This window comes from Paenibacillus sp. AR247, from assembly GCF_002968895.1.
In the GTDB taxonomy this organism is placed as follows: domain Bacteria; phylum Bacillota; class Bacilli; order Paenibacillales; family Paenibacillaceae; genus Paenibacillus_AQ; species Paenibacillus_AQ favisporus.
Genome location: NZ_PCZT01000009.1, coordinates 805,184 through 826,518 on the forward strand (window position 1 = coordinate 805,184; position 21,335 = coordinate 826,518).

24 protein-coding genes are annotated in these 21,335 nt (G+C 52.8%); 4 read left to right on the forward strand and 20 right to left on the reverse strand.

Going from position 1 to position 21,335, the window contains the following annotated elements:
• Positions 1-622 (reverse strand): C40 family peptidase (locus CPT76_RS11775; protein ID WP_105443048.1); only part of this gene is annotated, 622 nt, incomplete at its 3' end.
• Positions 623-904: 282 nt separating this feature from the next.
• On the opposite strand from CPT76_RS11775, the gene CPT76_RS11780 reads away from it, so the two are divergent.
• Positions 905-1,108 carry a hypothetical protein gene (locus tag CPT76_RS11780; protein WP_105443049.1) on the forward strand — a complete coding sequence of 68 codons (204 nt, stop codon included), beginning with the start codon at positions 905-907 and terminating at the stop codon, positions 1,106-1,108.
• Positions 1,109-1,287: 179 nt separating this feature from the next.
• Here CPT76_RS11780 and CPT76_RS11785 read toward each other — a convergent pair whose 3' ends face one another.
• The 13 genes from CPT76_RS11785 to CPT76_RS11840 form a co-directional block, all read right to left on the reverse strand.
• A complete protein-coding gene (locus CPT76_RS11785) occupies positions 1,288-2,043 on the reverse strand; it encodes an ABC transporter permease (RefSeq protein ID WP_105443050.1) in 756 nt (251 codons plus the stop codon).
• Positions 2,034-2,711 (reverse strand): ABC transporter ATP-binding protein, encoded by a 678-nt coding sequence (locus CPT76_RS11790; RefSeq protein ID WP_105443051.1) that lies wholly within the window; start codon positions 2,709-2,711, stop codon positions 2,034-2,036. Before CPT76_RS11790 ends, CPT76_RS11785 begins: the two co-directional genes overlap by 10 nt.
• Before the next feature lie 189 nt (positions 2,712-2,900).
• Positions 2,901-4,112, reverse strand: a complete 1,212-nt coding sequence (locus CPT76_RS11795) for an amidohydrolase (RefSeq protein ID WP_105443052.1) — start codon at positions 4,110-4,112, stop codon at positions 2,901-2,903.
• 2 nt (positions 4,113-4,114) lie between these two features.
• Positions 4,115-4,570: a MarR family transcriptional regulator gene (locus CPT76_RS11800; RefSeq protein WP_105443053.1), complete on the reverse strand. Its 456-nt coding sequence runs from the start codon at positions 4,568-4,570 to the stop codon at positions 4,115-4,117.
• Positions 4,571-4,709: 139 nt separating this feature from the next.
• Entirely contained in the window at positions 4,710-5,402 is a 693-nt protein-coding gene (locus CPT76_RS11805) for an SDR family oxidoreductase (RefSeq protein ID WP_105443054.1), read from the reverse strand.
• Between the two features lie 44 nt (positions 5,403-5,446).
• On the reverse strand, positions 5,447-6,226 hold the full coding sequence (locus CPT76_RS11810) for an ABC transporter ATP-binding protein (protein ID WP_105443055.1): 780 nt from the start codon (positions 6,224-6,226) through the stop codon (positions 5,447-5,449).
• Positions 6,227-6,254: 28 nt separating this feature from the next.
• Entirely contained in the window at positions 6,255-7,394 is a 1,140-nt protein-coding gene (locus CPT76_RS11815) for an ABC transporter substrate-binding protein (RefSeq protein ID WP_105443056.1), read from the reverse strand.
• A gap of 37 nt (positions 7,395-7,431) precedes the next feature.
• Positions 7,432-8,229 carry an ABC transporter permease gene (locus CPT76_RS11820; protein ID WP_105443057.1) on the reverse strand — a complete coding sequence of 266 codons (798 nt, stop codon included), beginning with the start codon at positions 8,227-8,229 and terminating at the stop codon, positions 7,432-7,434.
• 36 nt (positions 8,230-8,265) lie between these two features.
• Positions 8,266-9,093, reverse strand: a complete 828-nt coding sequence (locus tag CPT76_RS11825) for a VOC family protein (RefSeq protein ID WP_105443058.1) — start codon at positions 9,091-9,093, stop codon at positions 8,266-8,268.
• Between the two features lie 22 nt (positions 9,094-9,115).
• The gene (locus CPT76_RS39530; protein ID WP_258168326.1) at positions 9,116-9,463 is read right to left on the reverse strand and encodes a zinc-binding dehydrogenase; all 348 of its coding nucleotides are present in this window, start codon (positions 9,461-9,463) and stop codon (positions 9,116-9,118) included.
• On the reverse strand, positions 9,358-10,095 hold the full coding sequence (locus CPT76_RS11830) for a zinc-binding dehydrogenase (RefSeq protein ID WP_219845413.1): 738 nt from the start codon (positions 10,093-10,095) through the stop codon (positions 9,358-9,360). The genes CPT76_RS39530 and CPT76_RS11830 overlap by 106 nt, the downstream gene beginning before the upstream one ends.
• Positions 10,092-11,654: a class I adenylate-forming enzyme family protein gene (locus CPT76_RS11835; protein ID WP_105443059.1), complete on the reverse strand. Its 1,563-nt coding sequence runs from the start codon at positions 11,652-11,654 to the stop codon at positions 10,092-10,094. Before CPT76_RS11835 ends, CPT76_RS11830 begins: the two co-directional genes overlap by 4 nt.
• Before the next feature lie 38 nt (positions 11,655-11,692).
• Positions 11,693-12,103, reverse strand: coding sequence for a PaaI family thioesterase (locus CPT76_RS11840; protein WP_105443060.1), 411 nt, complete (start codon positions 12,101-12,103; stop codon positions 11,693-11,695).
• Positions 12,104-12,283: 180 nt separating this feature from the next.
• Here CPT76_RS11840 and CPT76_RS11845 point away from each other — a divergent pair, with 180 nt between their 5' ends.
• Positions 12,284-13,267, forward strand: a complete 984-nt coding sequence (locus CPT76_RS11845) for an MBL fold metallo-hydrolase (RefSeq protein WP_105443061.1) — start codon at positions 12,284-12,286, stop codon at positions 13,265-13,267.
• A gap of 115 nt (positions 13,268-13,382) precedes the next feature.
• On the opposite strand, the gene pepF is transcribed toward CPT76_RS11845, so the two are convergent.
• Together pepF and CPT76_RS11855 are read right to left on the reverse strand one after the other, a co-directional pair.
• Entirely contained in the window at positions 13,383-15,182 is a 1,800-nt protein-coding gene (gene pepF, locus CPT76_RS11850) for an oligoendopeptidase F (protein ID WP_105443062.1), read from the reverse strand.
• A gap of 95 nt (positions 15,183-15,277) precedes the next feature.
• Complete coding sequence (locus CPT76_RS11855) at positions 15,278-16,165, reverse strand: helix-turn-helix domain-containing protein (RefSeq protein ID WP_105443063.1); 888 nt, start codon at positions 16,163-16,165, stop codon at positions 15,278-15,280.
• A 146-nt stretch (positions 16,166-16,311) separates the two neighbouring features.
• Here CPT76_RS11855 and CPT76_RS39535 point away from each other — a divergent pair, with 146 nt between their 5' ends.
• Both CPT76_RS39535 and CPT76_RS39540 read left to right on the forward strand, forming a co-directional pair.
• Positions 16,312-17,178, forward strand: a complete 867-nt coding sequence (locus tag CPT76_RS39535; RefSeq protein WP_258168327.1) for a sulfatase — start codon at positions 16,312-16,314, stop codon at positions 17,176-17,178.
• The gene (locus CPT76_RS39540) at positions 17,175-17,648 is read left to right on the forward strand and encodes a hypothetical protein (protein ID WP_258168329.1); all 474 of its coding nucleotides are present in this window, start codon (positions 17,175-17,177) and stop codon (positions 17,646-17,648) included. The genes CPT76_RS39535 and CPT76_RS39540 overlap by 4 nt, the downstream gene beginning before the upstream one ends.
• Positions 17,649-17,789: 141 nt before the next feature.
• Here the strand turns inward: CPT76_RS39540 and CPT76_RS11865 are convergent, their stop codons facing one another.
• The 4 genes from CPT76_RS11865 to CPT76_RS11880 all read right to left on the reverse strand — a co-directional run.
• Positions 17,790-18,473 (reverse strand): ABC transporter ATP-binding protein, encoded by a 684-nt coding sequence (locus tag CPT76_RS11865; RefSeq protein ID WP_105443064.1) that lies wholly within the window; start codon positions 18,471-18,473, stop codon positions 17,790-17,792.
• A complete protein-coding gene (locus CPT76_RS11870) occupies positions 18,470-19,594 on the reverse strand; it encodes an ABC transporter permease (RefSeq protein WP_105443065.1) in 1,125 nt (374 codons plus the stop codon). The genes CPT76_RS11865 and CPT76_RS11870 overlap by 4 nt, the downstream gene beginning before the upstream one ends.
• Before the next feature lie 66 nt (positions 19,595-19,660).
• A complete protein-coding gene (locus CPT76_RS11875) occupies positions 19,661-21,037 on the reverse strand; it encodes a sensor histidine kinase (protein ID WP_105443066.1) in 1,377 nt (458 codons plus the stop codon).
• Positions 21,034-21,335 (reverse strand): winged helix-turn-helix domain-containing protein (locus CPT76_RS11880; protein WP_146116299.1); only part of this gene is annotated, 302 nt, incomplete at its 5' end. The genes CPT76_RS11875 and CPT76_RS11880, both read right to left, overlap by 4 nt.

Sequence of the window (21,335 nt, forward strand, 5' to 3'; positions counted from 1 at the left end):
GCTGACCATTGGAATCTTGGCTGCCTGCATTCTGTCCGTTACTGCTCTGTTCATTCGAAGCCTGACTGCTTGCTGTCTGCCCGCCGGAAGCTTGTCCATTGTCAGAAATGACGCGACGAGCGGTTACAAAGGTATGATCCCAGGTGCTTCCAGAAAAATCGGATACCGTCACGCCAATACCGACTCTGTAGGTATGCAGCAGTTGTCCGTTGCCTATATAAATGCTGACGTGATTGATGACGCCGTCATGATTCGTATCGGAGAAAACCAAGTCCCCTGGCTGTAATTGATCCTTGGACACCGGCGTGCCTACCTGCGATTGCTCTCTTGATGAGCGCGGCAGATCGATGCCGTTTTGCTTGAAGACATATTGCGTGAATGAGGAACAATCGAATCCGTCCGTTCGGCCGGATGGTGCCCCAAACTGATAACGAACGCCTAGAAATTGTTTGCCGGTTGCGATAACCCGATCCGCCACGGAGCTGTCAGATACCGAGGCTGCGTGAACCGGATGGGCTGGCAGCAGCATGCTTCCGGAAAAAGCGACGGAGAGACACAAGCCGATTCCCATAAAAGTTTTGACGATACGGCTCTTTCTGTTGAGGTTCGTGTTGTTATTCATAAAGACCCTCCTTAGAAGTCGTATTGGATAAGAGAAATTCATGCGGATTAGTGCTTCACCCTTCACAAACAGTTATAGGCGATAGAAATTAAAAAATGATGAGAATGTCCAATATCCTCCTCAAGCAATTTTATCCAAGCGCCTGCTGTGCAGTGCGTAGAACGGTCATTTTCACAGAAAATTTTCATTCTCAGCTGTTACACTCATGGACAAAACCGACTCAACATGGGCAGCAAGAGCAAGCTGAGGCGGTGGTTTTTATGACGATAAAGGAGGATGTAAATGGAACAGTTTACGCATAATAAGGAGGGCTTGATCCAGCCGCCCATAGGTCCGGATAGGCAGATGTTAAACAAAGTGCCGCAAGTCACCATCTTGTTCGGGGCATCCCTCGGCGACTATCTGTCGCAAGCGCCAGGCGACGGCGGCCTTAGGCTTGGAACCGTGGGAACAAGCGCTTTCTCCTCGTCATCATTGTGGCCTTGATCATTTATTTGTCTAGATCCCAAACCACGAAAATCTGACCGGTCCGCATCATATCACCGGAAAATAGAAGGTTCATTGAAAAGGGCAGCGGGTTCAAATCCCGCTGCCCTTTTTTCAGAGTCCTCACAAACGATAGAAATCAACAGTAAAGCAAGTGCTCATTTTGCAGAGGTTATTTATTACGAGTCCACACGCATAAATTGGCCAAGCTTACCGAACCACAACCGATAGCTCATCAGGGCCAGCAAAATGCTAGTGAGCGCCGCCGACGAAGCGAACGCAAACATGATCAAAATTTGATAACGGACCGCCTCCAGCGGACTGGCTCCGGCCACGATCATGCCCGTCATCATGCCGGGCAGTTGGACGAGTCCGACGGTCTTCATCCCGTCGATCGTCGGGATCATGCTGGAACGCGCCGAGCGGTTCAGCATGCGATGGATCGCCTGCCGCGGGCTCGCGCCGAGAGACAGCAGCGTTTCGACTTCTCCCCTCGAGGTCACCGCTTCCCGCTTCATTTGGTTCAGAAACAAACTGGACACGACCATAGCGTTGCCGATGGTCATGCCGCTGATCGGGATAACATAACGCGCTGTGAGCGGGACAATGCTTAGAGCGAGCAGCAACCCCATCGTAACCACTTCCGTAATCGTAATGGTTAAACCAACGTACAGATAGATACGCTTGAGCCCTTTTCCGCGCTTGCCCGCATTCCAGGTAGCTACCGCAATCATAACGACCAGGATTAAGGCAACGAGCAGGAAATGGTGTGTGCCAAATATGTATTGAAGAACAAACCCGACAGCGAGCAGCTGTATCGCGGAGCGAATCGTTCCATATAGAATATCCCGCTCCAGTCCGAGCTTTTGCCATATGGATATACCGACGGATACCGCAATAAATACAAGCGTCGAAGCCAGCGCGATCAAAGACATGATATCCCTCCCTCCGACAAAGTCCCATTGGAGAGCGACCATACCTTTTCCCCGATGCGTGCCGCTTGGTCGCGATCATGGGATATCCAGACATAGCCCGTTCCCTCCTGCCGATTGATGTCCGTAATCAAACGCTCAACCGCATATTTACTGACATCGTCGAGCGAGGAAGTGATCTCATCCAGCAGCAGGAGCTTGGGACGCAGCAATAAGGACCGCACTAGAGCCACCCGCTGCTTTTCACCGCCCGAAAGGGTGGAAGCTTCTTTGGACAAGCCCATATCTCCAAGTCCCACGCTTGACATCAGATGAGCCGAATAGACTGGATCATATTCTGTATGATGCAGCCTGCTCACCGTACGCAGATTATCTTCGATGGAACCCTCAAGCATGACCGGCGTTTGACTGACGTAGCAGACGTTCATCCGCCAGGCTTGCGGATCCCACTGGTGCAGGGGCTTTCCGAGCAGCACCATCTCCCCGCTGTCCGCTTCATCCAGCAGGCCAAGAATACGGAGCAGGGTGCTTTTGCCTTGGCCGGACGGCCCGACGAATACAATTTTCTCCCCTGCGGGGACGGTGCCTGCGATTTGCGAAAAAATGATTCGATTTGAGACCGAGGATATCGTTTTGCTTAAATTCGTAAATGACAAGATGTTATCGATCATTCATATAAATCTCCTCTGCGTGTGGCTTACTATCGTCGATTACCATCCATTTTAAACATTAGGGCAGGAATTGTCATGGCTTAAGGATCGATCGGTCTTCACTCATTTGCCTAGTAATCGTGAGCATATCGTATATGCAGAAGCTAGACAGTACAAATCGGGAAATAAAAAAGCCGCGAAGCTCGCGGCTTATCGAGTATTCAATTCGTTGAGACAGCGTACCGCCAGATGGCTGTAATATTCCGCAGCCGGGAGCAGCGCATCCTCTTCCGGATTAAACTTCGGATGATGCAGCGCATAGGGCGAGTTCGACCCCACGTACACAAATGCGCCGGGAATGTGCTGAAGATAGTAAGAGAAATCCTCCCCTCCCATGCTTGGTCCAAGCACTTTGGTGACATAGCCGGATTCCTCCGCCGCATCGCTGGCGAACTTGGCCCAGTATGCGTCGTTGATCGTGGCTAGCGGTCCGGGGTACCATTTCAGCTCGGCTGACACCCCGGCCGATGCTCCGATTCCGTCAATAATTTGCCGGATCGTGTCCGGGATGCGTTTCTGTACCTCCACATCGAGCGTCCTTACCGTTCCTTCGAGCTCCACTGTCCCAGGAAGGACGTTCCAAGTATTCCCACCGGAGATCCGCGTGACGCTGACCACGACGGCATCGAGTGCGCTGACCCGGCGGCTGGTGATCGTTTGCAGAGCCAGGATGATTTGGGAGGCGGCGACGATCGCATCGGTCCCTTTCTCAGGCGTTGCCGCATGGGCACCGATTCCGTTAATGACGATTTCGAACCGGTCAACTCCGGCAGTGATGGCGCCTTCGCATGTGCCCAGTTCTCCTACCGCAAGCTCCGGCGAATTGTGAAGGCCGAAGATCGCCGATACGCCTTCCAACCCACCGGAGTCCACCACGTCTTTAGCTCCGTGTCCAGTCTCTTCGGCCGGCTGGAAAATGATACGTACGGTTCCTTGAAGCTCTTGCTCCTTTTCCTTCAACAGATACGCGGCTCCCAAGGCGACGGTTGTATGAAAATCGTGGCCGCAAGCATGCATTTTTCCTGCAAACTTGGATCGGAACGGAACGTCCGTCTCTTCATCGATCGGCAGCGCGTCGATATCCGCCCGCAGGGCCATGATCGGTTCCCTGCCGGTCCCGATTTGGGCGATGACCCCCGTCTTCAGGTTAGGTAATTCCAGAATTTCAATATCGGCTTCCTTCAGCCAAGCTTTGATTTTGCGCGTCGTTTCGAACTCTTCATTGGATAATTCGGGTTCCAGATGCAGATTGCGGCGGATGTCCACCAAGCGTTCCTGCAGCTTCGCAGTGGAACCGGTATTCGTTAAACCGGGTTGGCCATACGAATTCCTCCTTCTAACTCCGATGATGTAGTATAACATTGTCATTCTTCAAGGTACCGGCTTAATTCTTCGGTATAATGCTCAATAAAGTGCAATATCAGCTTCTGCTCGTCTGGAGAGTAACTGTCGAAGTCCCGGTCGATATCCGAGCTTCGGGACTCGTGATACCGGTAATGGCCTTCGAACGCAAGCTGTCCAAGCCCCGTCAGCCGGAAATGGACCTCTTTCTTGTTATCCTCTCGCTGGAACTTGCAGATGAGCCCCTTTGAGCCCAATTTGGCGATCGTCTTGGAGGCGGTTCCCTTGGTGATGTTCAATATGCTGGCAAGCTCCGTCAGATTGGAGTCCTGATGCCTTCCAATGGCTTCAATCATATGGATTTCCGAATAATACAGCAGCATGCCGGGCACATATTCTTTTGGTTTTTTATTCAGGAGGTTATAAATTTCAAACATCCGTCCCAAGGCCAGGTCCACTTGAATATGAAACTGATCCAATACAAACGCTCCTCTAAATTGTTGTGTTCGTCAGAAACATTCACCTCATCTTATCCGTTCTTCCAAAATCCGTCAATCAAACGCATGGACCCATCGCGTAATCATGAAATGAACCTTTTCCAATGCCAGCTAATATCGACTAAAAAGTGTCGCCCAGCATCGGTCGGACCGTAAGCTCTTCGACGACCGCCTGCTGACTTAAAGACAAGATGGCTGAAACCAGCAAACCGATGTCGCTGCCTTCCAGGAGTCGGTCCGGGGCTGTTCGCTTATTGGGAACGCGCCGCTCGGTAAAGGTACCACCGGGATGGATCAGCGTCACACCGACTCCGGCAGGCTTCAGCTCCTCCCGCAGACCGAGCGCGTAATTTCGGAGCGCCGCTTTGGAAATGCCGTACAGCGAGGTATCCGCCCGCAGTCCGGCCGTCGACCCGATGACCAGAATGCGTGGGTATTCACCTTGGCGGATCAGCGGAAGCAAAGTTCGCACCCAATTGTAATTGGATACGACATTGGCCAGAAGGATGCGCTCCAGCTCTTCACCCTTTGGCTCAGTAACGGAAAGGGTGTCATCGAAGAAAGCGGCAGCGTTCAAGATGAGAACGTCCGGTTGGAATTGATGTTCCTTCATATATATAATGAGCCGATCCGGTGTTTCCTCGCTCGTCTGGTCTGCCGTGAAAACCAGTGCATTCCCACCAAGCGCGGTTCGCGCTTCGGCCAATGATTCCCCGTTCCGCCCCACCAGCAGCAGTTCATGACCGGCGATGGACAGTTGCCTGGCAATCGCAAGTCCGATCCCCCGGCTGCCCCCCGTAATGATGACTCTCATCGCAATCCCTCCATATCACCCGGACTTTAGTCCCTTTGATCCGGTTAAATATAATACTCGGTGTCATGGCTCTGGACCGGGTTGTTGATCGCCATATAAATCTTTTCCACGATACTCAAGAGCTCCATATCGTTCCGGTTACGAGGCCGATCGAACGGAACGTCGAAGATTTGCTGGATGCGGCCGGGACGCGGACTGAGAAGGACAATCCTTGTCGCCAAATAGACGGCTTCAGCCACGTCATGCGTAATAAAAAAGATCGTCTTCTTCTCTTTCTCCCAAATACGTATCATTTCGTCCTGCAAGGTCAACCGCGTCAAATGGTCCACCGCGCTGAAAGGCTCGTCCATAAGGATGACCCGCGGATCGGCAACCAGCGTCCGGGCAAGCCCGGCTCGCTGCCTCATGCCCCCGGAGAGCTGATGTGGATACTTGTCCTCGAAACCAGCCAAGCCTACAAGCTCGATCGTCTTTTGAACTTTGGCGCGCCGCTCCTCGCGGCTGACGCCGGCAATCTCCAAGCCGAATTCGATATTACGGCGGATGCTCCGCCAAGGGAACAACGCGGAATCCTGAAACACGACGCCGATGTCGCGGCTGGTTCCGGCTTGCGGAACCTGATCCAGCAGCACCTCTCCGCTCGTCTGGGAAAGCAGACCCGCGGTAATTTCCAGGAGTGTGCTTTTTCCGCAACCGCTTGGACCAAGCACACAAACAAATTCCTCGTCCTGCACTGTCAGGTTAATGTCGTGCAGCGCATAGGTTTGCTCTTCATCGATATTTTCGTATTCCTTGGTAATATGCCGAAGCTCGATTGTCGGCATGACATCAGCTCCTTTCCCGCTTCTCCATTTAATTGTTCGCCTTGTATTTCCCCAGCTTCAGCCTTTTGGCGACGCGCTCCGCAAACGTGTTGTCGAATGTGCCGTCGACCGAGATTTTGTCCCGCTGCATGCCGTATTGATTCAGCAGATCCTCGGTCACTTGCAGGCGGTTTTTATCGACGATCGGGTCATTCTCCCAGAGGACGATTTCCGATTCGATTGCTGTACGTGCCGTCTTCTCATCAAGGTTCAAATACTTGGCTGCCCAAGGCAGAAATTCATCCAGATGCGTCTTGGCGTATTCGTTGGCATAAAAATACACTTCGAGCACGCGTTCGACTACTTCTGGCTGCTCCTTGATCAGCTTCTCGCTGGCCACCAGCACGCCGGTTTGGTATTTCGGCATAAACTCCCAAGTCTTGGCCAGCACATTCCCCTTGCCGGCTTGCTCCGCCATCGTTGCGAACGGCTGGTGAATAATCGTGGCGTCGACTTCGCCCGATTCAAACGTCGCGTAGGCGGATTGATACACACCGTTCGGCACAAGCTGAACATCCTTTTTCGGATCGATGCCGTTCTGCGAGAGCACTTCCATCAAGGTGAGCGGCATGCCTCCAATCGGCTGTGCAGAACCAATTTTTTTGCCTTTCAAGTCGGCGAACGACTTGATTTCGGGCTTGGCGATAATCCAGTAAGCCCCGCGGCTTCTCCACATATTGCTGACGACTTTAATTTTCACCCCGTTCACAATGGCAGGGATATAGGTTCCGGGATCCCCGTCGGCGATGTCGACTTCTCCGGCTCCGAAAGCCGCAACCGGGTTAATCGTATCGACAAAGTTTAAATGAATGCCGGCATCCTCATACCAGCCTTTGTCAATGGCAAACTGATTGGCAATTCCGGTCATCCCTTTGGAAAAACCGGCCGTAAGGGTGACTTCCTTGTTATCCCGCCCTTTCCATGGCGGAACCCCTGAAGCGATATCCACAGTTGTATTGTCCAGTGTACTTGAAGCTGCCTCCGTGCCGCTTCCAGCTTCGGCAGAACCAGTGGTGCTGGAGGAAGCGGGAGCATCCTTGGATGACGAGCCGCAAGCGGCGAGCGTGAAAACCAGGGACAATGAGATAACTCCGCTAATTGTTTTGCTTAACCATTGATTTGAGTACATGTGACTCTTCCCCCCTTATTTAATGTAAAAATCTTAATCAGGCGACGCGGCTCGGCATCCACCGGCGGCATACCAATCTCTCGATCAGGTTGATCAGCCCGACGAACAGAACGGATAACACCGTCACTACAATGATGACTAAATATAATCTTGGCGTATTCAGCACAGCCTGGGACTCATTAAGCAGGAAACCAAGCCCATTCTTCGCTGCTGCCATCTCGGCAAATACGACGCCGGTGATCGCCGTCGCCGCCGTCACACGCAGCCCGTTGAAAATGGAAGGAAGCGCTGAAGGCAGCAAAACCTTGAATACCGTTTGCGTCCGGCTCGCCTTAAAAACTTTTGCCAGCTTCAAATGCTCCGTTCGGGTCTGCTTGGAACCCGTAACGGTGTTATACAAAATGTTAAAAAAACAGAAAAGAATGACCAGGACGACCTTGCTCTTGAAGCCGATACCGAACCATACAATGAGCAGCGGCATGATCGCCGTCTTTGGAATGGCCATGATCGCCGCCATCAGCGGGTCGATCAGCTTTTCCAATAATGGGAATGAAACGAACAGCACCCCAAGCCCGATGCCCGCCACCGCCGAAATGAGATATCCTACCGCAACCTCCTGGAGGGAAACGGACAAATGCGGCCAAAGTGTGTTTTCTTTGAGCATATATACAAACTCCTGTACTATCTGGGACGGGGAAGCCAAGAATACTCGGCTCACCCATTCCTTGGACACCGCCAGCTGCATGCCCGCCAGCAGTGCGGCAATAAATGCAATTTGAACGAATCGGATCCATAGGTTTTTCGCTTTAGTGTCTTTTTTGGTACGTAACGCCATGCGATGCCTCTCCTTTCCTTCAGGCGTCCCCTACGACTACTTCAAATGATAGAAAGAACCGTGAATGTTGACGTACTGCTCTGGTGAGCCTTCCTGACCGCTGTTCAGTCCGACTAGAAACGGACGTTCTCCCCTTGATTGCAAGTACTCCCTAGCGGGTCCTTCTTGATCGGGCTCCAGAAATACCAGTTGGAACGAACCCAGATCAATGACTTGTTTCTTGCCCTTCCAATAGTCATCATAGACGGCTTCTCCGGCCTCTAAGTGGAGCCATTTCGCCCAACGGCTGACCGTCTTTCCCAAGTCGCGAACCGTAAACGCCACATACTCCAGAGTCATGGGACCCCGGGCATGATCCGTAATGGTGCCGTTTGCAGTCAGTTCGGCCCTTCTGTCTTCATCGGAATCGTTCCATTGGATGAAGAATGGCAGCGGCAGTCCTTCGTCAGGTAATCCTGCGAACAACAGCTTCCATTCCAGCAGTTTCCCGTCCGGCCTTCTGCGGGAACAATCCACAGGGCCGATCACTTGATTACCCTCGGCGGCCAGCTGCTCCGCCAACTCATCAATTTGCTCCGTCCGCAGCGCGATCCGGCTGTGCCCTTCGACATAACCGTCACCTGCCAGCGTATCCACGAGCCCGTAACGTTGGGTATCCTGGTGGGGAGGCAGCAGCTTCGGGTCAAAAATGCCGATCCATTCGATATAGCGAAGATCAAAATACGTCAGTGCGTTGTACGTTCCTACCAATTCGTGCCTCCCGCCGTTCACCGTATGAATCCCCAGCCCTGCAAGTTCTTCCGGCGCTTGCTCAGGTTTATTCACAAAATGTACGGCATGATCAAACGTTAATTGGACTCCCATGGTTCGCTCCTCCTTGGCTTGTTTAAGGATGAATGATGATCTTGCCAAAAAATTCCCTTTCTTCGATCAAACGGTGCGCTTCCCTGATATCTTCCAGCGGCAGTACGCGGTCGATGACCGGCTTCAGTTTTTTACGGCTTACCAAATCCAGCAGCGTATGCAGATCTCCCTCTCCCCAGCCGTTGGAGCCGATGATCGAAATCTCGCGGACCCATACGTACCGGAGGTCCGTAACGGCCTCGAATCCCGTCGTCGCTCCGCAGGTCAGAATCCGTCTCCTTTGCGTGTCGCTTTGATGCTCTGCGGCCAGGTGGCTTTGCCGGTATAGTCCACTACAATATCCGCGCCTTGCTTGTCCGTCAAAGCCCATACTTCCTTGGAAAAATCGGTTTTGCTGTAATTGATTACATGATCCGCTCCAAGCTCTTTCAGCTTCTCCGCCTTGCTGTCCGATCCGGCTGCCGCAATAATGCGTGCCCCTGCCAGCTTGGCGATCAGCACCGCGGCATTCCCTACGCCGCCGCTAGCCCCCAAGATGACAATCGTTTCGTTGGCCTGAAGCCTGCCCTGCGTAATCAGCATCCGCCAGGCCGTTCCATAGGCGATCGGCAGTGCAGCCGCCTCGTCAAAGGAGATGTCTTCCGGAAGAGGAATCAAATTTATTGCCGGAACCTTTACGTATTCCGCCAGTCCACCCGTCGTATCCTCACCGAGTGCCCCTTTGCCCGGGATATGCGGATCGATCAGGACCCGGTCACCGGGATTAACGTTCGTGACCCCGGATCCGATCTCTTCGACGACGCCGGCGACGTCTCCGCCCGAAATATGGGGCAGGTCCAGTTTTCTTCCAGGAATCCCTCTCCTAACGAAAATATCCAAATGGTTCAGGGATACCGCCTTAACTTTGACCAGAACTTCTCCATGACCAGCTTCCGGTTTCGGATAATCCCCCACCACTACATTGTTTCGATCTCCATGTTCAAGAATCAGCGCTGCTTTCATATTGATTTGCCCACTCCTTTTTGTAATTGTTCGGCCAACATTTGTTTGAGCCGCGTCCGATCCACTTTCCCCGGACCGGTCAGTGGAAAAGCGTCCAATTCGTAAATCTCGCGAGGATGCGCATAGGCCGGTCCCCGCTCGATGAAGAACCGCTTGATTTCCTCACGATCGGTGTGATGATTCAACACGACAAATGCTACCGGCACTTCCCCCTTGAGTTCGTGAGGGATCGGAAGAACACAGGCATCCTCGACATGCGGATGCTGGAGAAGGATGTTTTCGACTTCCTTCGGATAGACGTTCTCGCCGCCTACGTTGATCATGTCGTCCTTGCGTCCAACAATGTAGACATAACCCTCATCGTCCTGCCACGCCATATCTCCTGTTTTGAGCCAGCCGTCTGAGGTGATCCGTTTGCGCGTCACGTCCGGCAGATTCCAATAGCCGTCCGCTACACCGGGGTTACTCACCCACAATTCGCCAATCGTTCCTTCCGGGACATCTGCTTCTGTTGCATTCACGATCCGAATCGAACATCCCGGCAGCGGAAAGCCGGCCGATCCCGGCTTGTGCAGGCCTTTACGCGACTCCAGCACAACCGGTCCTCCTTCGGTAAGGCCGTAACCTTCATACACCTCGATACCCATCCACTGCTTGATGTCCTCCAGGAGTTCAACCGGCGTATCGGACGACCCGCATATCGCATACTTCAGTGAGCTGAGATCATAAGAAGCGGGTGACTCTTTCAGGTGAGTCACAAGCATGCGGTACAGGGCTGGAACGCCGGAAATATAAGTGGCCCGATGCGTCCCGATCGCATGAAAAATAGCCGCAGGCTCAGGCGCCGGAAGGATAACGGCAGATGACCCGGAATAAAACACCGCCTTCATGGACAGCATGGCATTTTTGTGATAAAGAGGCAGGGATATCACGATCCGGTCTTCCTGCTGCAAGTCGCGGATTTCGGCAATCGCCTTGACGTTCCACAACTGACCGCTGTGAGTGAGGCGGCATCCTTTGGGATTTCCCGTAGATCCGGAAGTGTACGGAAGCAGGCACAGATCGCCTCCGCGGGTCGGATACAGGTCCAACTGGGTATCCTGTGACGATAGTATTTCATCATACACCAATGAATTCAGCCCGAGATCGTCCGGATGTGATTCCGTCGTGCAGATGACGCTTGCCGCGACATCTGCCTCCTGATGAATGATCTTTGCCTTGTCTCCCATAGATGAGTGGTAGACCAGCAAGCGGCTGCCGCTATCCTTGTATATATAAGCAAGCATATCTGCGCCCAGCTTCGAATTCATCGGCACCGGAACCGCTCCTATTGTCATCAGTCCGAAGCAGATTTCCAAAAACCTGAAGTCATTGATGAATAGCACGGCCACCCGGTCTCCGGGCTCAACACCAAGTCCGGCAAACAAATTGCCCGCCTGGTTTGTACGGCTCTGAAGCTCACCGTAGTTTATCGTTCTCCCTTGGGCAATGATCGCAGGACTTAAAGGAGCATGGGCTGCCGAGGAACGAATGATTTCTGCAAAATTGTAAGAGTTCATCGCTGCTCCACCTTTGTATTCTGAATATTGTTGGCTTCTTACTCCTGTTTTGAGCTAAACAATCCTCTTCCGATCGCAACGGCTTTACCGGATGTATCGGCAGCCACGATGTCGGCGATGCTAACGCTCCTCCCCAGCTTGACTACGGAAGCGGTAAACAGCAGATCCCCCGCCCTGCCGGGACGCAAGTAGTCGATTTTGAGATCGACCGTCGGAACCGGCTGATTCAGCTGACTGAACACGGCAAAATATCCGGCGATGTCGATGACAGTGGCAAGAATCCCCCCGTGGATATATCCGTCGGCAGAGGTATAAAAGAGCTCGTTATAGGGCAGCCGGATCGTAACGGACTGCTCGTTCACTTCTTCGAGCCGGATGCCCAAAAATTGATGAAACTTCGTACCGGTCAGAACCGGCTCAATTTCTTCTCGAGTTAACACGGCGGCCATTTGAGGTTCACCTCCTTTTTGTTTGCCTGTGAAACATTTTTATTCATACTAAACCGGTAGGAATTAAAAGTCTAATTGAACTTTTCTATATAAAATAAAATAAAATCTATATGTCATTGACGCAGGGCTCGACATTGATCTATAGTTCTCACTAAACTTCGACAAAGAGGAGATCAATTCATGGAGACGCCGCTGAAGCAAATCTATCAGATCCGCATCCCGCTTCCCTTTCGACTCAATCACGTGAACAGCTATCTCGTTCAGGAAGGGTCCTTTTGGAGCGTCATCGATCCCGGGCTGAACACCTTAGTTACCGAGAAATCATGGGTGCAGACGCTGCATCAGCTCAATGTAAAGCCCACTGATATCCGCAATATTTACATCACACATTTCCATCCTGACCATTATGGGTTTGCCGGTAAGATGCAGCGCTGGACGGGAGCCGAAGTGAATGCAAGTGGAGAGACTTATGCCTTGGCGGAGCGCTATTATAGCCAAGAGCAGGCGGAGCGAAATCTCCATTTTTATTTGAAAAGCGGCATGCCGGAGACGCTTGCTCAGGATGTAGCTGAGCTGGACTCGCGGCTGCTCCATCAAATTTCCCCAATTACGGGTACAAGGGTAAACCTTCTGAAAGGTGACTCGATCGTGCTCGCCGGGGAGCTGTATGAAATCGTACTTGGCGGCGGTCATGCCGAGGGCAGCGTGGGGTTTTGGAATGCAGAGAGGCAGGCGCTGATTGGTGGGGATCTGCTGCTGCAGAAAATTACGCCCAACATCACATATCAGTTCGAAGAGGATGAGGGGAATCCGCTTGAGTCCTATTTCGAGACATTGAACGCGCTGCAAAGACGGATGGTTCGCACCGTTCTGCCCGGACACGGACCGGTGTTTCAGCCGCAGACGGACTATTTTGAATCGGTGATCGCCCACCATAAGGAACGGCTCGATCATGTCCTGGGCATTGTACATGAGGCTGGAAGCGCTGGTACTACGATATATGACATTAGCCTGAGGCTGTTCTCCAAAGTTTTTGACAACGACAGCGCACGGTTTGCGCTTGGGGAAACCGCAGCACACGTACGTTACCTGGAACGACAAAAACTCTTGCGGGTGCAAGAGTCCGGGGGAAAGTATTCCGTTTTTGAAAATGTACAGTATTAGCTTCACATGGCCGTTATTCCACACATCCAGCAAAAATAGTACGATCGTCAAACAATCATCGATCTAAAAAAGAAGTCCGGTAATCCGGACCTTTCTTCTCTTTCATGAAAAAAAATCAATACAAACTTTCAAGCTCATCGATCAGGGAACCGACATAAGCGGCCGCACTGCGGATCGGATCGGGCTGAGACATATCCACGCCAGCCAGCTTCATCAGTTCCAGTGGACTCATAGAGCCACCGGCTTTTAACACTTCGAGCCAGCGGTCCACCGCAGGCTGTCCTTCCTCCCGGATCAGCTTGGCGACGGCAGTGGATGCAGAGAGGCCGGCTGCATAGGTGTAAGGATACAAGCTCATATAATAATGCGGCTGGCGCATCCAGGTTAACTTGGCTTCTTCGTCGATGACCACGTCCGCTCCCCAGAACGATGACAGGATATCGCCTTTCAGCTCGCACAAGGTTACCGCAGTGATCGGCACATTCTTCATGGCCAGATCGTAAACTCTACGCTGGAGCTCGCCTTCCAGTAAATGCGTCACAAAGTTATGGAAGTACGTACCGAGCAGCTGCGAAATCACCCAGCGGCGCATTCTAGGTTCACTGGACCGCGCCAGAAGATGATCCGCCAGCAGGAGCTCGTTCATCGTTGACGGTGCCTCGATAAAATACAGGGACGGACGGGCATTCGTCAGCCGCTGATATTTCGCAGCGAGCATCAAATGGCCGGCATGCCCTACTTCGTGAGCGAGCGTAAATGCCCCGCGCATACTGTCGGACCAGCTGATCAGAATGTACGAGTGTACTCCCGGAATCGAAGAGCAGAAAGCCCCCGTGCGTTTGCCGGCGTTGTCCGCGTAATCCACCCAGCGGTTCCGGAAGGCATCCGATACGATTTCCCCGTACTCCGGTCCGAGTATTGCCAAGGCTTCCTTGATCAGTTCTCCGGCTTCCTGAAAAGATATTTCCGGGTTGTAATCGGGATCGAGCGGCGCTTTCAGGTCGGCAAACGTCATCTCATCCAACTGGAGCACCTTTTTCTTCAGGGCGGCATATCTGCGCATATGCGGCGCCAGCTCCTCCTGCAAAATATCCAGGACGTTGTTGTACATCTCCTTGGTGACCTGCTGCGGCTGCAGAAGCATATCGGTCACGGACTCGTAACCTCGCAGACGGGATTCAATGACCTGTCGCTTGACTTCGGTGCCGTATGCCTCGGCAAACGTATTCCGGTATTTGTGCAGCGTGTCGCTGAACGCTTTAAACGAGTTGCGTCGCAGTTTCGTATCAGGTGATTCGCAGTACTTATTCTCGTACAGGGCAAACGAGACCGGTACTTCTTCCCCTTGGCCGTTCACCGCCTGCTTGAAGGTCATATCGGCCAGCTTGCTCCGTTCATAAATCCGGTAAGGAGCATCCAATACCTCGCCCAGCGAGGCCAGCACCTTCTCCGTTTCTGCCGTCAAGCGGTGGGGCTTCGTTTGCAGGAGCAGGCGAAGGCTGCGCTCGAATTCCCGCAGTTCAGGCTGATCTGCTATGTACTGGTCAATCGTACCGTCCGGAAGCGCAATGATTTCGGATTTGATAAAAGACAACGCCGAGCTGACCTGCGACGCAAGGTCACGCGCTTTCGAAGCGTTCGTCTGATTCTCCGGATTGATGCTGTCGCCAGACTGATGCAGGTACGCATACGCTCCTGCCCGGCTCATTCTGCCGGAAAGCTCTTCCTGGGCCTGCAGGCAGGCCAGTAAAGTGTCAGCGCCTTGACTTAGTTCGCCTTCATATTTCGTAACCGTGCCGATATCCCGCTGAATATCATTTAATTCTTTTTCCCATGCTTCTTTGGACGGAAAGATATCATCCAGGTTCCAGGTGGTTTCCACCGGCACTTCAGCCCGTGTTAAAATTTTCGACATATGCAAAGCCCCTCTCCCAAGTACTTGAATTGACCATCGTATAAATACCAATATGCTCCATTGTATCATAGATGGATACGGTAACGGTAAGCGTTTTATTGATACAACGAATTGTTCTTCCGGTAGTGTGAAGGGGACATGCCGACGATTTTGCGGAAGGTGGCCAGGAAGTGGCTGTACTCCTCGAACCCGACTTCAGCGGCGATATCCGCAAGCAGCCTGTTTGTGGCCAGCAGCAGTTCCTGCGCTTTCCCGATTCTTACCTGCAGCAAATATTGGTAAGGAGACACCATTAAATGTGTGCGGAACAGAAGACGCAGATGGCCCTCGCTCGTATTGGCTACCTTGGCCAAATCTCCAAGTCTAATGGGAGCAGCATACGATCTTTGAATAAAAGCGCAAACTTCGCGCACCCTCTCGTCGACGACCGGTTCCGGGGTCATCAGGTGCAGCTCCAGAACGCGGATCATTTCGGCAAACCAGTTCAGGCAGACTGCCTGTGCCTGCAGTTGCCTTGCGGCTTGGGAGATGGATAGCATACCGTCTCCTCTGCTGGAGGCCTTCTCCGAATCATGCGGCTGCCAGGCACGAACGAGATTGTACCAGCTGTCCTTAAGCCTTTGCCCATCCTCATTATTTTGAATCCGAAAGCGGGGAGGCAGCCCGTACAATTCGGACCACTCGATCCCATACATGTATGCTGACACACTGGCTGACAAATAATGGATCGCTCCTCCTTCCCCTTCCCCTCCTTCTGTCATAAAAGTGGTGTTTGGCGGAATCAGGACCACTTCTCCCGGCTGCAGGTCATAGGCTCGTGGTCCAGCGAGCAGCCTGCGGCGTCCGGCCAGAATATACCACAGCGTAACGCCGGGGTTGCGGTACCCCGGAGCGTTCCATTCCGGGCTGCGGATCCATTCAAACGCAAACTGCAGTACCACTTTGTAGGGTTCATGTACGATTCCAATCGGATCAGGGAACATTTCAACAGCCACCTCGGGTTCGGTATGACATTGCCATGTTGTTCGTTTTTTATGAGAAAATCATCGTTCTTTTCTACTGGATAATCTTCCGTTTATTTTAACATAGATCTATGATAGAGGACCTGATCCAAGAAAGGGATGATGGAATGAAGGCCATTATGGTCATGTTTGATACGTTAAACCGGCGCATGCTTCCTTCCTATGGCTGCGATTGGACGCATCTCCCCAACTTTCGCCGATTGGATGAGCGGACGGCGGTTTTTGACCGCAGCTTTGTCGGCAGCATGCCATGCGTGCCTGCACGCCGGGAGCTGCATACCGGGCGCTACAATTTCCTGCATCGGAGCTGGGGGCCGCTTGAGCCTTACGACGATTCCATGCCGGAGATTTTGAAAAACGAAGGTGTACATACGCATCTGGTCACGGATCATCAGCATTATTGGGAGGATGGCGGGGCGACGTACCACAGCCGCTATACGACCTACGAGTTCATCCGCGGTCAGGAAGGCGACGCCTGGAAAGGCCGGCTGAAGGACCCGGTCATCCCCCCGCAAGCCGTTGACCGTCCGCTGACGGGCATGTTCCGTCAGGACTGGATCAACCGCGAGTTTGCCAAGGAAGAAGAACGTTATCCGCAAGCGTTAACCTTTGAGGCGGGTTTGGAATTTATCCGGGCGAATGCGGATCAGGACCGCTGGTTTCTGCAGCTCGAGACCTTTGACCCCCATGAGCCGTTCCGGGCTCCGGAACGGTTTCGAAAGCTGTACCCTCATGCATATGAAGGCAAGCATTTCGACTGGCCGCCGTATGAAGAGGTCCGGCAGTCCCCGGAAGAAGTAGAGCATTTGCGGTATGAATATGCCGCCCTGCTGTCGATGTGCGATCACTACCTCGGTCAGGTGCTCGACTTGATGGATCAGAAAAAGGAGAACGCAGACAAAGCCTGGTGCAGACAATCGATTTGGCGCCTACCCTGCTGGAGTTCTTTGATGCTGAAATACCAGCGGATATGACCGGACACCCCCTTCGTGACACCATTGCGCTGGATACGCCGGTGCGCCAGGCCGCGCTATTCGGCTTGCACGGAGGCCATGTGAACTGTACGGACGGACGGTATGTGTACATGCGTGCCCCAGCAGGCCCAGAGAACGGACCGCTCTACAACTACACCCTCATGCCAACGCATATGCGCACACGCTTTTCGGTCGAGGAGCTGCAAAACATCGAGCTGGCGCCTCCGTTTGCATTTACCAAAGGCGTATCCCAGATGAAGATTCCCTCGAAATCTTTGGAACGTTACCATGGATTCGGCACGATGCTGTTCGATATGGAGAAGGATCCCGGGCAGAAACATCCGTTCCGGGATGAGGACAACGAGCAGAAATTGACCGGGTACATGCTGGAACTGATGACTGCCCACGATGCGCCGGAAGAGCAATACGTTCGGCTCGGCTTGGAGGGATACAGACGTAAGGCGCAGTGATATTTTACAAAGACCTCATAAAAAGAACGGCAATCTCCTCACAAACCGTGTTGGGGATTGCCGTTTGTTCACTTTAGACCTTCGCTGCTGTTCGGGTAGATCCCAGGCGCATATCGTATATTTTACCTTGTTTATCGAATGTCACAACGGATGTTCCGTCAGCTTTCCTTTATCCAGATAAAATACCCGGTCGCAATGCGGGAGCACTCTGTCATCATGCGTAACCATCACCGCGCTTTTCCGCTGCTCCTTGACCTGCTTCGCAATCATGGCGACAACTTCCAACCCGCGCGAAGCGTCCAGGCTAGCTGTCGGCTCATCGGCGAACAATACGGCCGGGTCATTCATCAGCGCCCTGGCGATCGCCACCCGCTGCCGTTCACCCCCGGAAAGCTTATGCGGATAGGCATTCTTCCGATGCGTCAGTCCCATTTTCTGAAGGAGTTCGTCAGCCCTCGCCGCGCAAACCTCCTTGCTGCTCCCCGCCAGCTTAGCCACGAGCATCAGCTGCTCCTCCACCTTGAGATACGGTATCAAATTGGCGTTCTGAAAAATAAAACCCATCTTCCGCAGGCGAAGCTCTGAAAGGGCTTGTTTGTCCTGGCCAATGATGGACTTGCCGTCTATCAAAACATCTCCTCCGGTTGGCTCCAGCAGCGCCCCAGCGATCGACAAAAATGTGCTCTTACCGGAGCCCGACGGTCCCATGACGGCGACCAGTTCCCCTTCCGCTACCTTCAAGTTGAGACGGTCCAGGATCGTCCGCTGAAATCCACCGTCTGCAAAAGTGCGTGTGATGTCGTGCATTTCCAAACGATTGTTCATGCTGCTGCCCTCCCTATTGCGTCCAATGCTTCGATACGGGCTACCTTCCACACCGAAAACAGCGAGCCGGCCAAGGACATCGCGATAAACGCAGCGCAGGTAAGCGCCAGCATGTCCACCCCTAACTGAAACGGCATCGTCCCGGGAAGCGCCATTTCCAACACTTTGACCAGAAAAATGCTGACCGCCAAGCTGAATACGGATAAGAGCAGTACTTGAAGCGTCACGCTTCCGGCCAGATACGAAGTGCGCGTGCCAATCGCTTTCAGGATACCGAATTGGCTCGTTTTTTGAATCGTAATGACGTAAAAGAAGACAGCCAGCACGAACGCCGAGATAACAAACAGGAACGCAATCATCATCAGAAGTGAGCCCTGCTCCTCTTTGTATCCGGGAATCGCCGACACAGCATCCGCCTTCTTGATGATCTCTGTGTTCGGAACCGCACTTTGAAGATTAGAGACCTGTCCCTCCGTTGCTTTAACCGCAACCGCGTTATATGCGGCCTGCCCTTCGGCACTGCTGGACCCTGATTGCGCAGACGATGGCGAATGAAGTCCCATCCACTCCTCCTTGCTCAAGAACACGGCCGGGGCATGACTGAAGGACTCATTTTTGACAAAACCGGTTACGGTCCACCGGGTTCCCGAAGCTTGATCCACCAGGATGGATCCTAATCTGACGCCGTGCTCCGCCAGCTTCTCATCCACGACGACACCGCCTGCTTCCTGTTTTTCCGTAGTCCCCATGGTTAGATCCGGTGCCAGCCATCCATTAGAATTAACGGCGAACAGCGCAACGTCGATTTTTTGAATGTCACCGGAAAGAACGACGCTCGTCATTTGAACCCCCAGCGGTTCCGCATTCGAATCGCCCACGACGGACCGGGTCTGTTCGAGCTTCTCCCCACTGATCTGTGATCTGGTAAAGCGATGATCGGATCCTTGCTCCAGCACGAAATGGGTGGCGGGCATATTTTGGATCGAGGCTGCATTATCATAGGCCAAGCCCTGGGCCAGACCCGTGACGAACAGCACGAGAAACGAAATCAGCAGCATGATGGCTGCAATCAACGTATACCGGGCCTTGGCGAATCTGATTTCCCGTAAAGCTAAATACATCCTGCTTCCCTCCTTTGGAATGAGTCCAGTATAGGAAGCGAATGTGAACAGCGCATGAATGGTAAATTACAGCGCAGGCAGTGTAACGATAAAGCTGGTTCCTTCAGGTGAACTGGTTACCTCGATGTGGCCTTCGTGAAGCTGCACGATCCTTTTGACAATAGCTAAGCCAAGGCCTGTGCTTCCGGAACCTCGTTCATGCGCCCGATCTGCGCGATAGAAACGGTCGAATAAGAAGGGCAAATGCTCTGCGGCAATGCCGTCGCCCGTATCCCGGATTTCCACCTTGATTTCGGCATGCGTTTGTTCGGCAAAAACGGTAATCGTCCTCCCGGCAGGAATATGCTGGGCAGCGTTTCCGATCAGGTTCATCCACACCTGTATGAGCAGCACGTCGTCACCGGTTAACGTTATGGATTCGGGTATAGATATTTTCAGCAGAAGCTCTTTCTCCTCGATACGCCACTGGAGCATCTGAACCGCCTGACGAACCTGATCCCGCAGGGAAAATGTTTTCCGGTTAACTGCAACCTGTCCCTGTTCCAGGGATGAAAGCAGGAGCAGCTGCTTGCTGAGCATCGAAAGATGGCGGCTTTCCTGTTCGATAATAGATGCATAGTGCGCTGATTCCTCTGAAGAAAGACGGGACCCGCCAAGCAGTTTGGCAAACCCCTGAATCGACGTCAGCGGCGACTGGATTTCGTGCGAGACGTTGGACACAAACTGCTGTCTGGCCGCGTCTGTACGCTCCAGCTCCCGGGTCATGACCATAAAATGCTCGGCGAGCCTGCCGATTTCGTCCCTGCGCTTGGTCGGCAGCACGATATTGTAATTTCCCTGCGCGATACGCTTCGTTGCCTCCGACAACCGGGTCACCGGCTTAACGAGATAACGTGTGCTGACCAGAAACAAGACAACGCTGATAGCGACCGTTAAGATTCCGACCAAAGCGAAAAAAATCCGCAGCTCCCCAAATTGCAAAATGACGTCAGGATGCATAAACAAAGCGAATTGACGGCCGCCTGCCGCGACGGGTATCCCGACCGTATTGCTTAACCGGTTATCGAAGAACCCTGAGATAAAAGGCTTGTTCGGGAATTGGGCTACCCCATGATAGATGTCTCCCTGCAGAACGTCCGAAATGGTGCTTTCGCCCAAATCCATTTTGCGAAAACTGCGGCCATAATAGCGGTCATCCTTGTCCCCGTCCGTCAAATAAATCTGATATCCAAGCGCTGCCGCATTCTGCAGGTAGGCATCGACATCCGCAGGCTCATTCTCCAAAAACCGTTTCATTTGGCTGGCGATTCCGACGAGCTTCTCGTCGTTGAACGGTTTGAGTTTGACATGATAATACATATTGGAAGCCAAAAAACCGAGCGTGCTGCTGACAACAATCACAATGAGGGTGATAAGAAACACACGCGAGTACAGCGATTTCATCGTTTGGGCACCTCTAATTTGTACCCGATGCCCCTTACCGTTTGAATGGAGAAATCGTCCGTATAGTCCGCAAACCGCTGACGAAGCCGCTTGATATGGACATCAACCGTTCGGTCATCCCCCTCGTAATCGGCTCCCCATACCAGACGGATCAGCTCGTCCCGCGAAAACAGCCTCCCCGGATATTGGGCAAGCTGCGAGAGCAGCTCAAATTCCTTCATCGGCAGCAAAAAGACGCTCTGGCCATCAGTCACTTCCACGTTGTTCCGGTCGATCACAATTCGGTTCAAATAAAGTG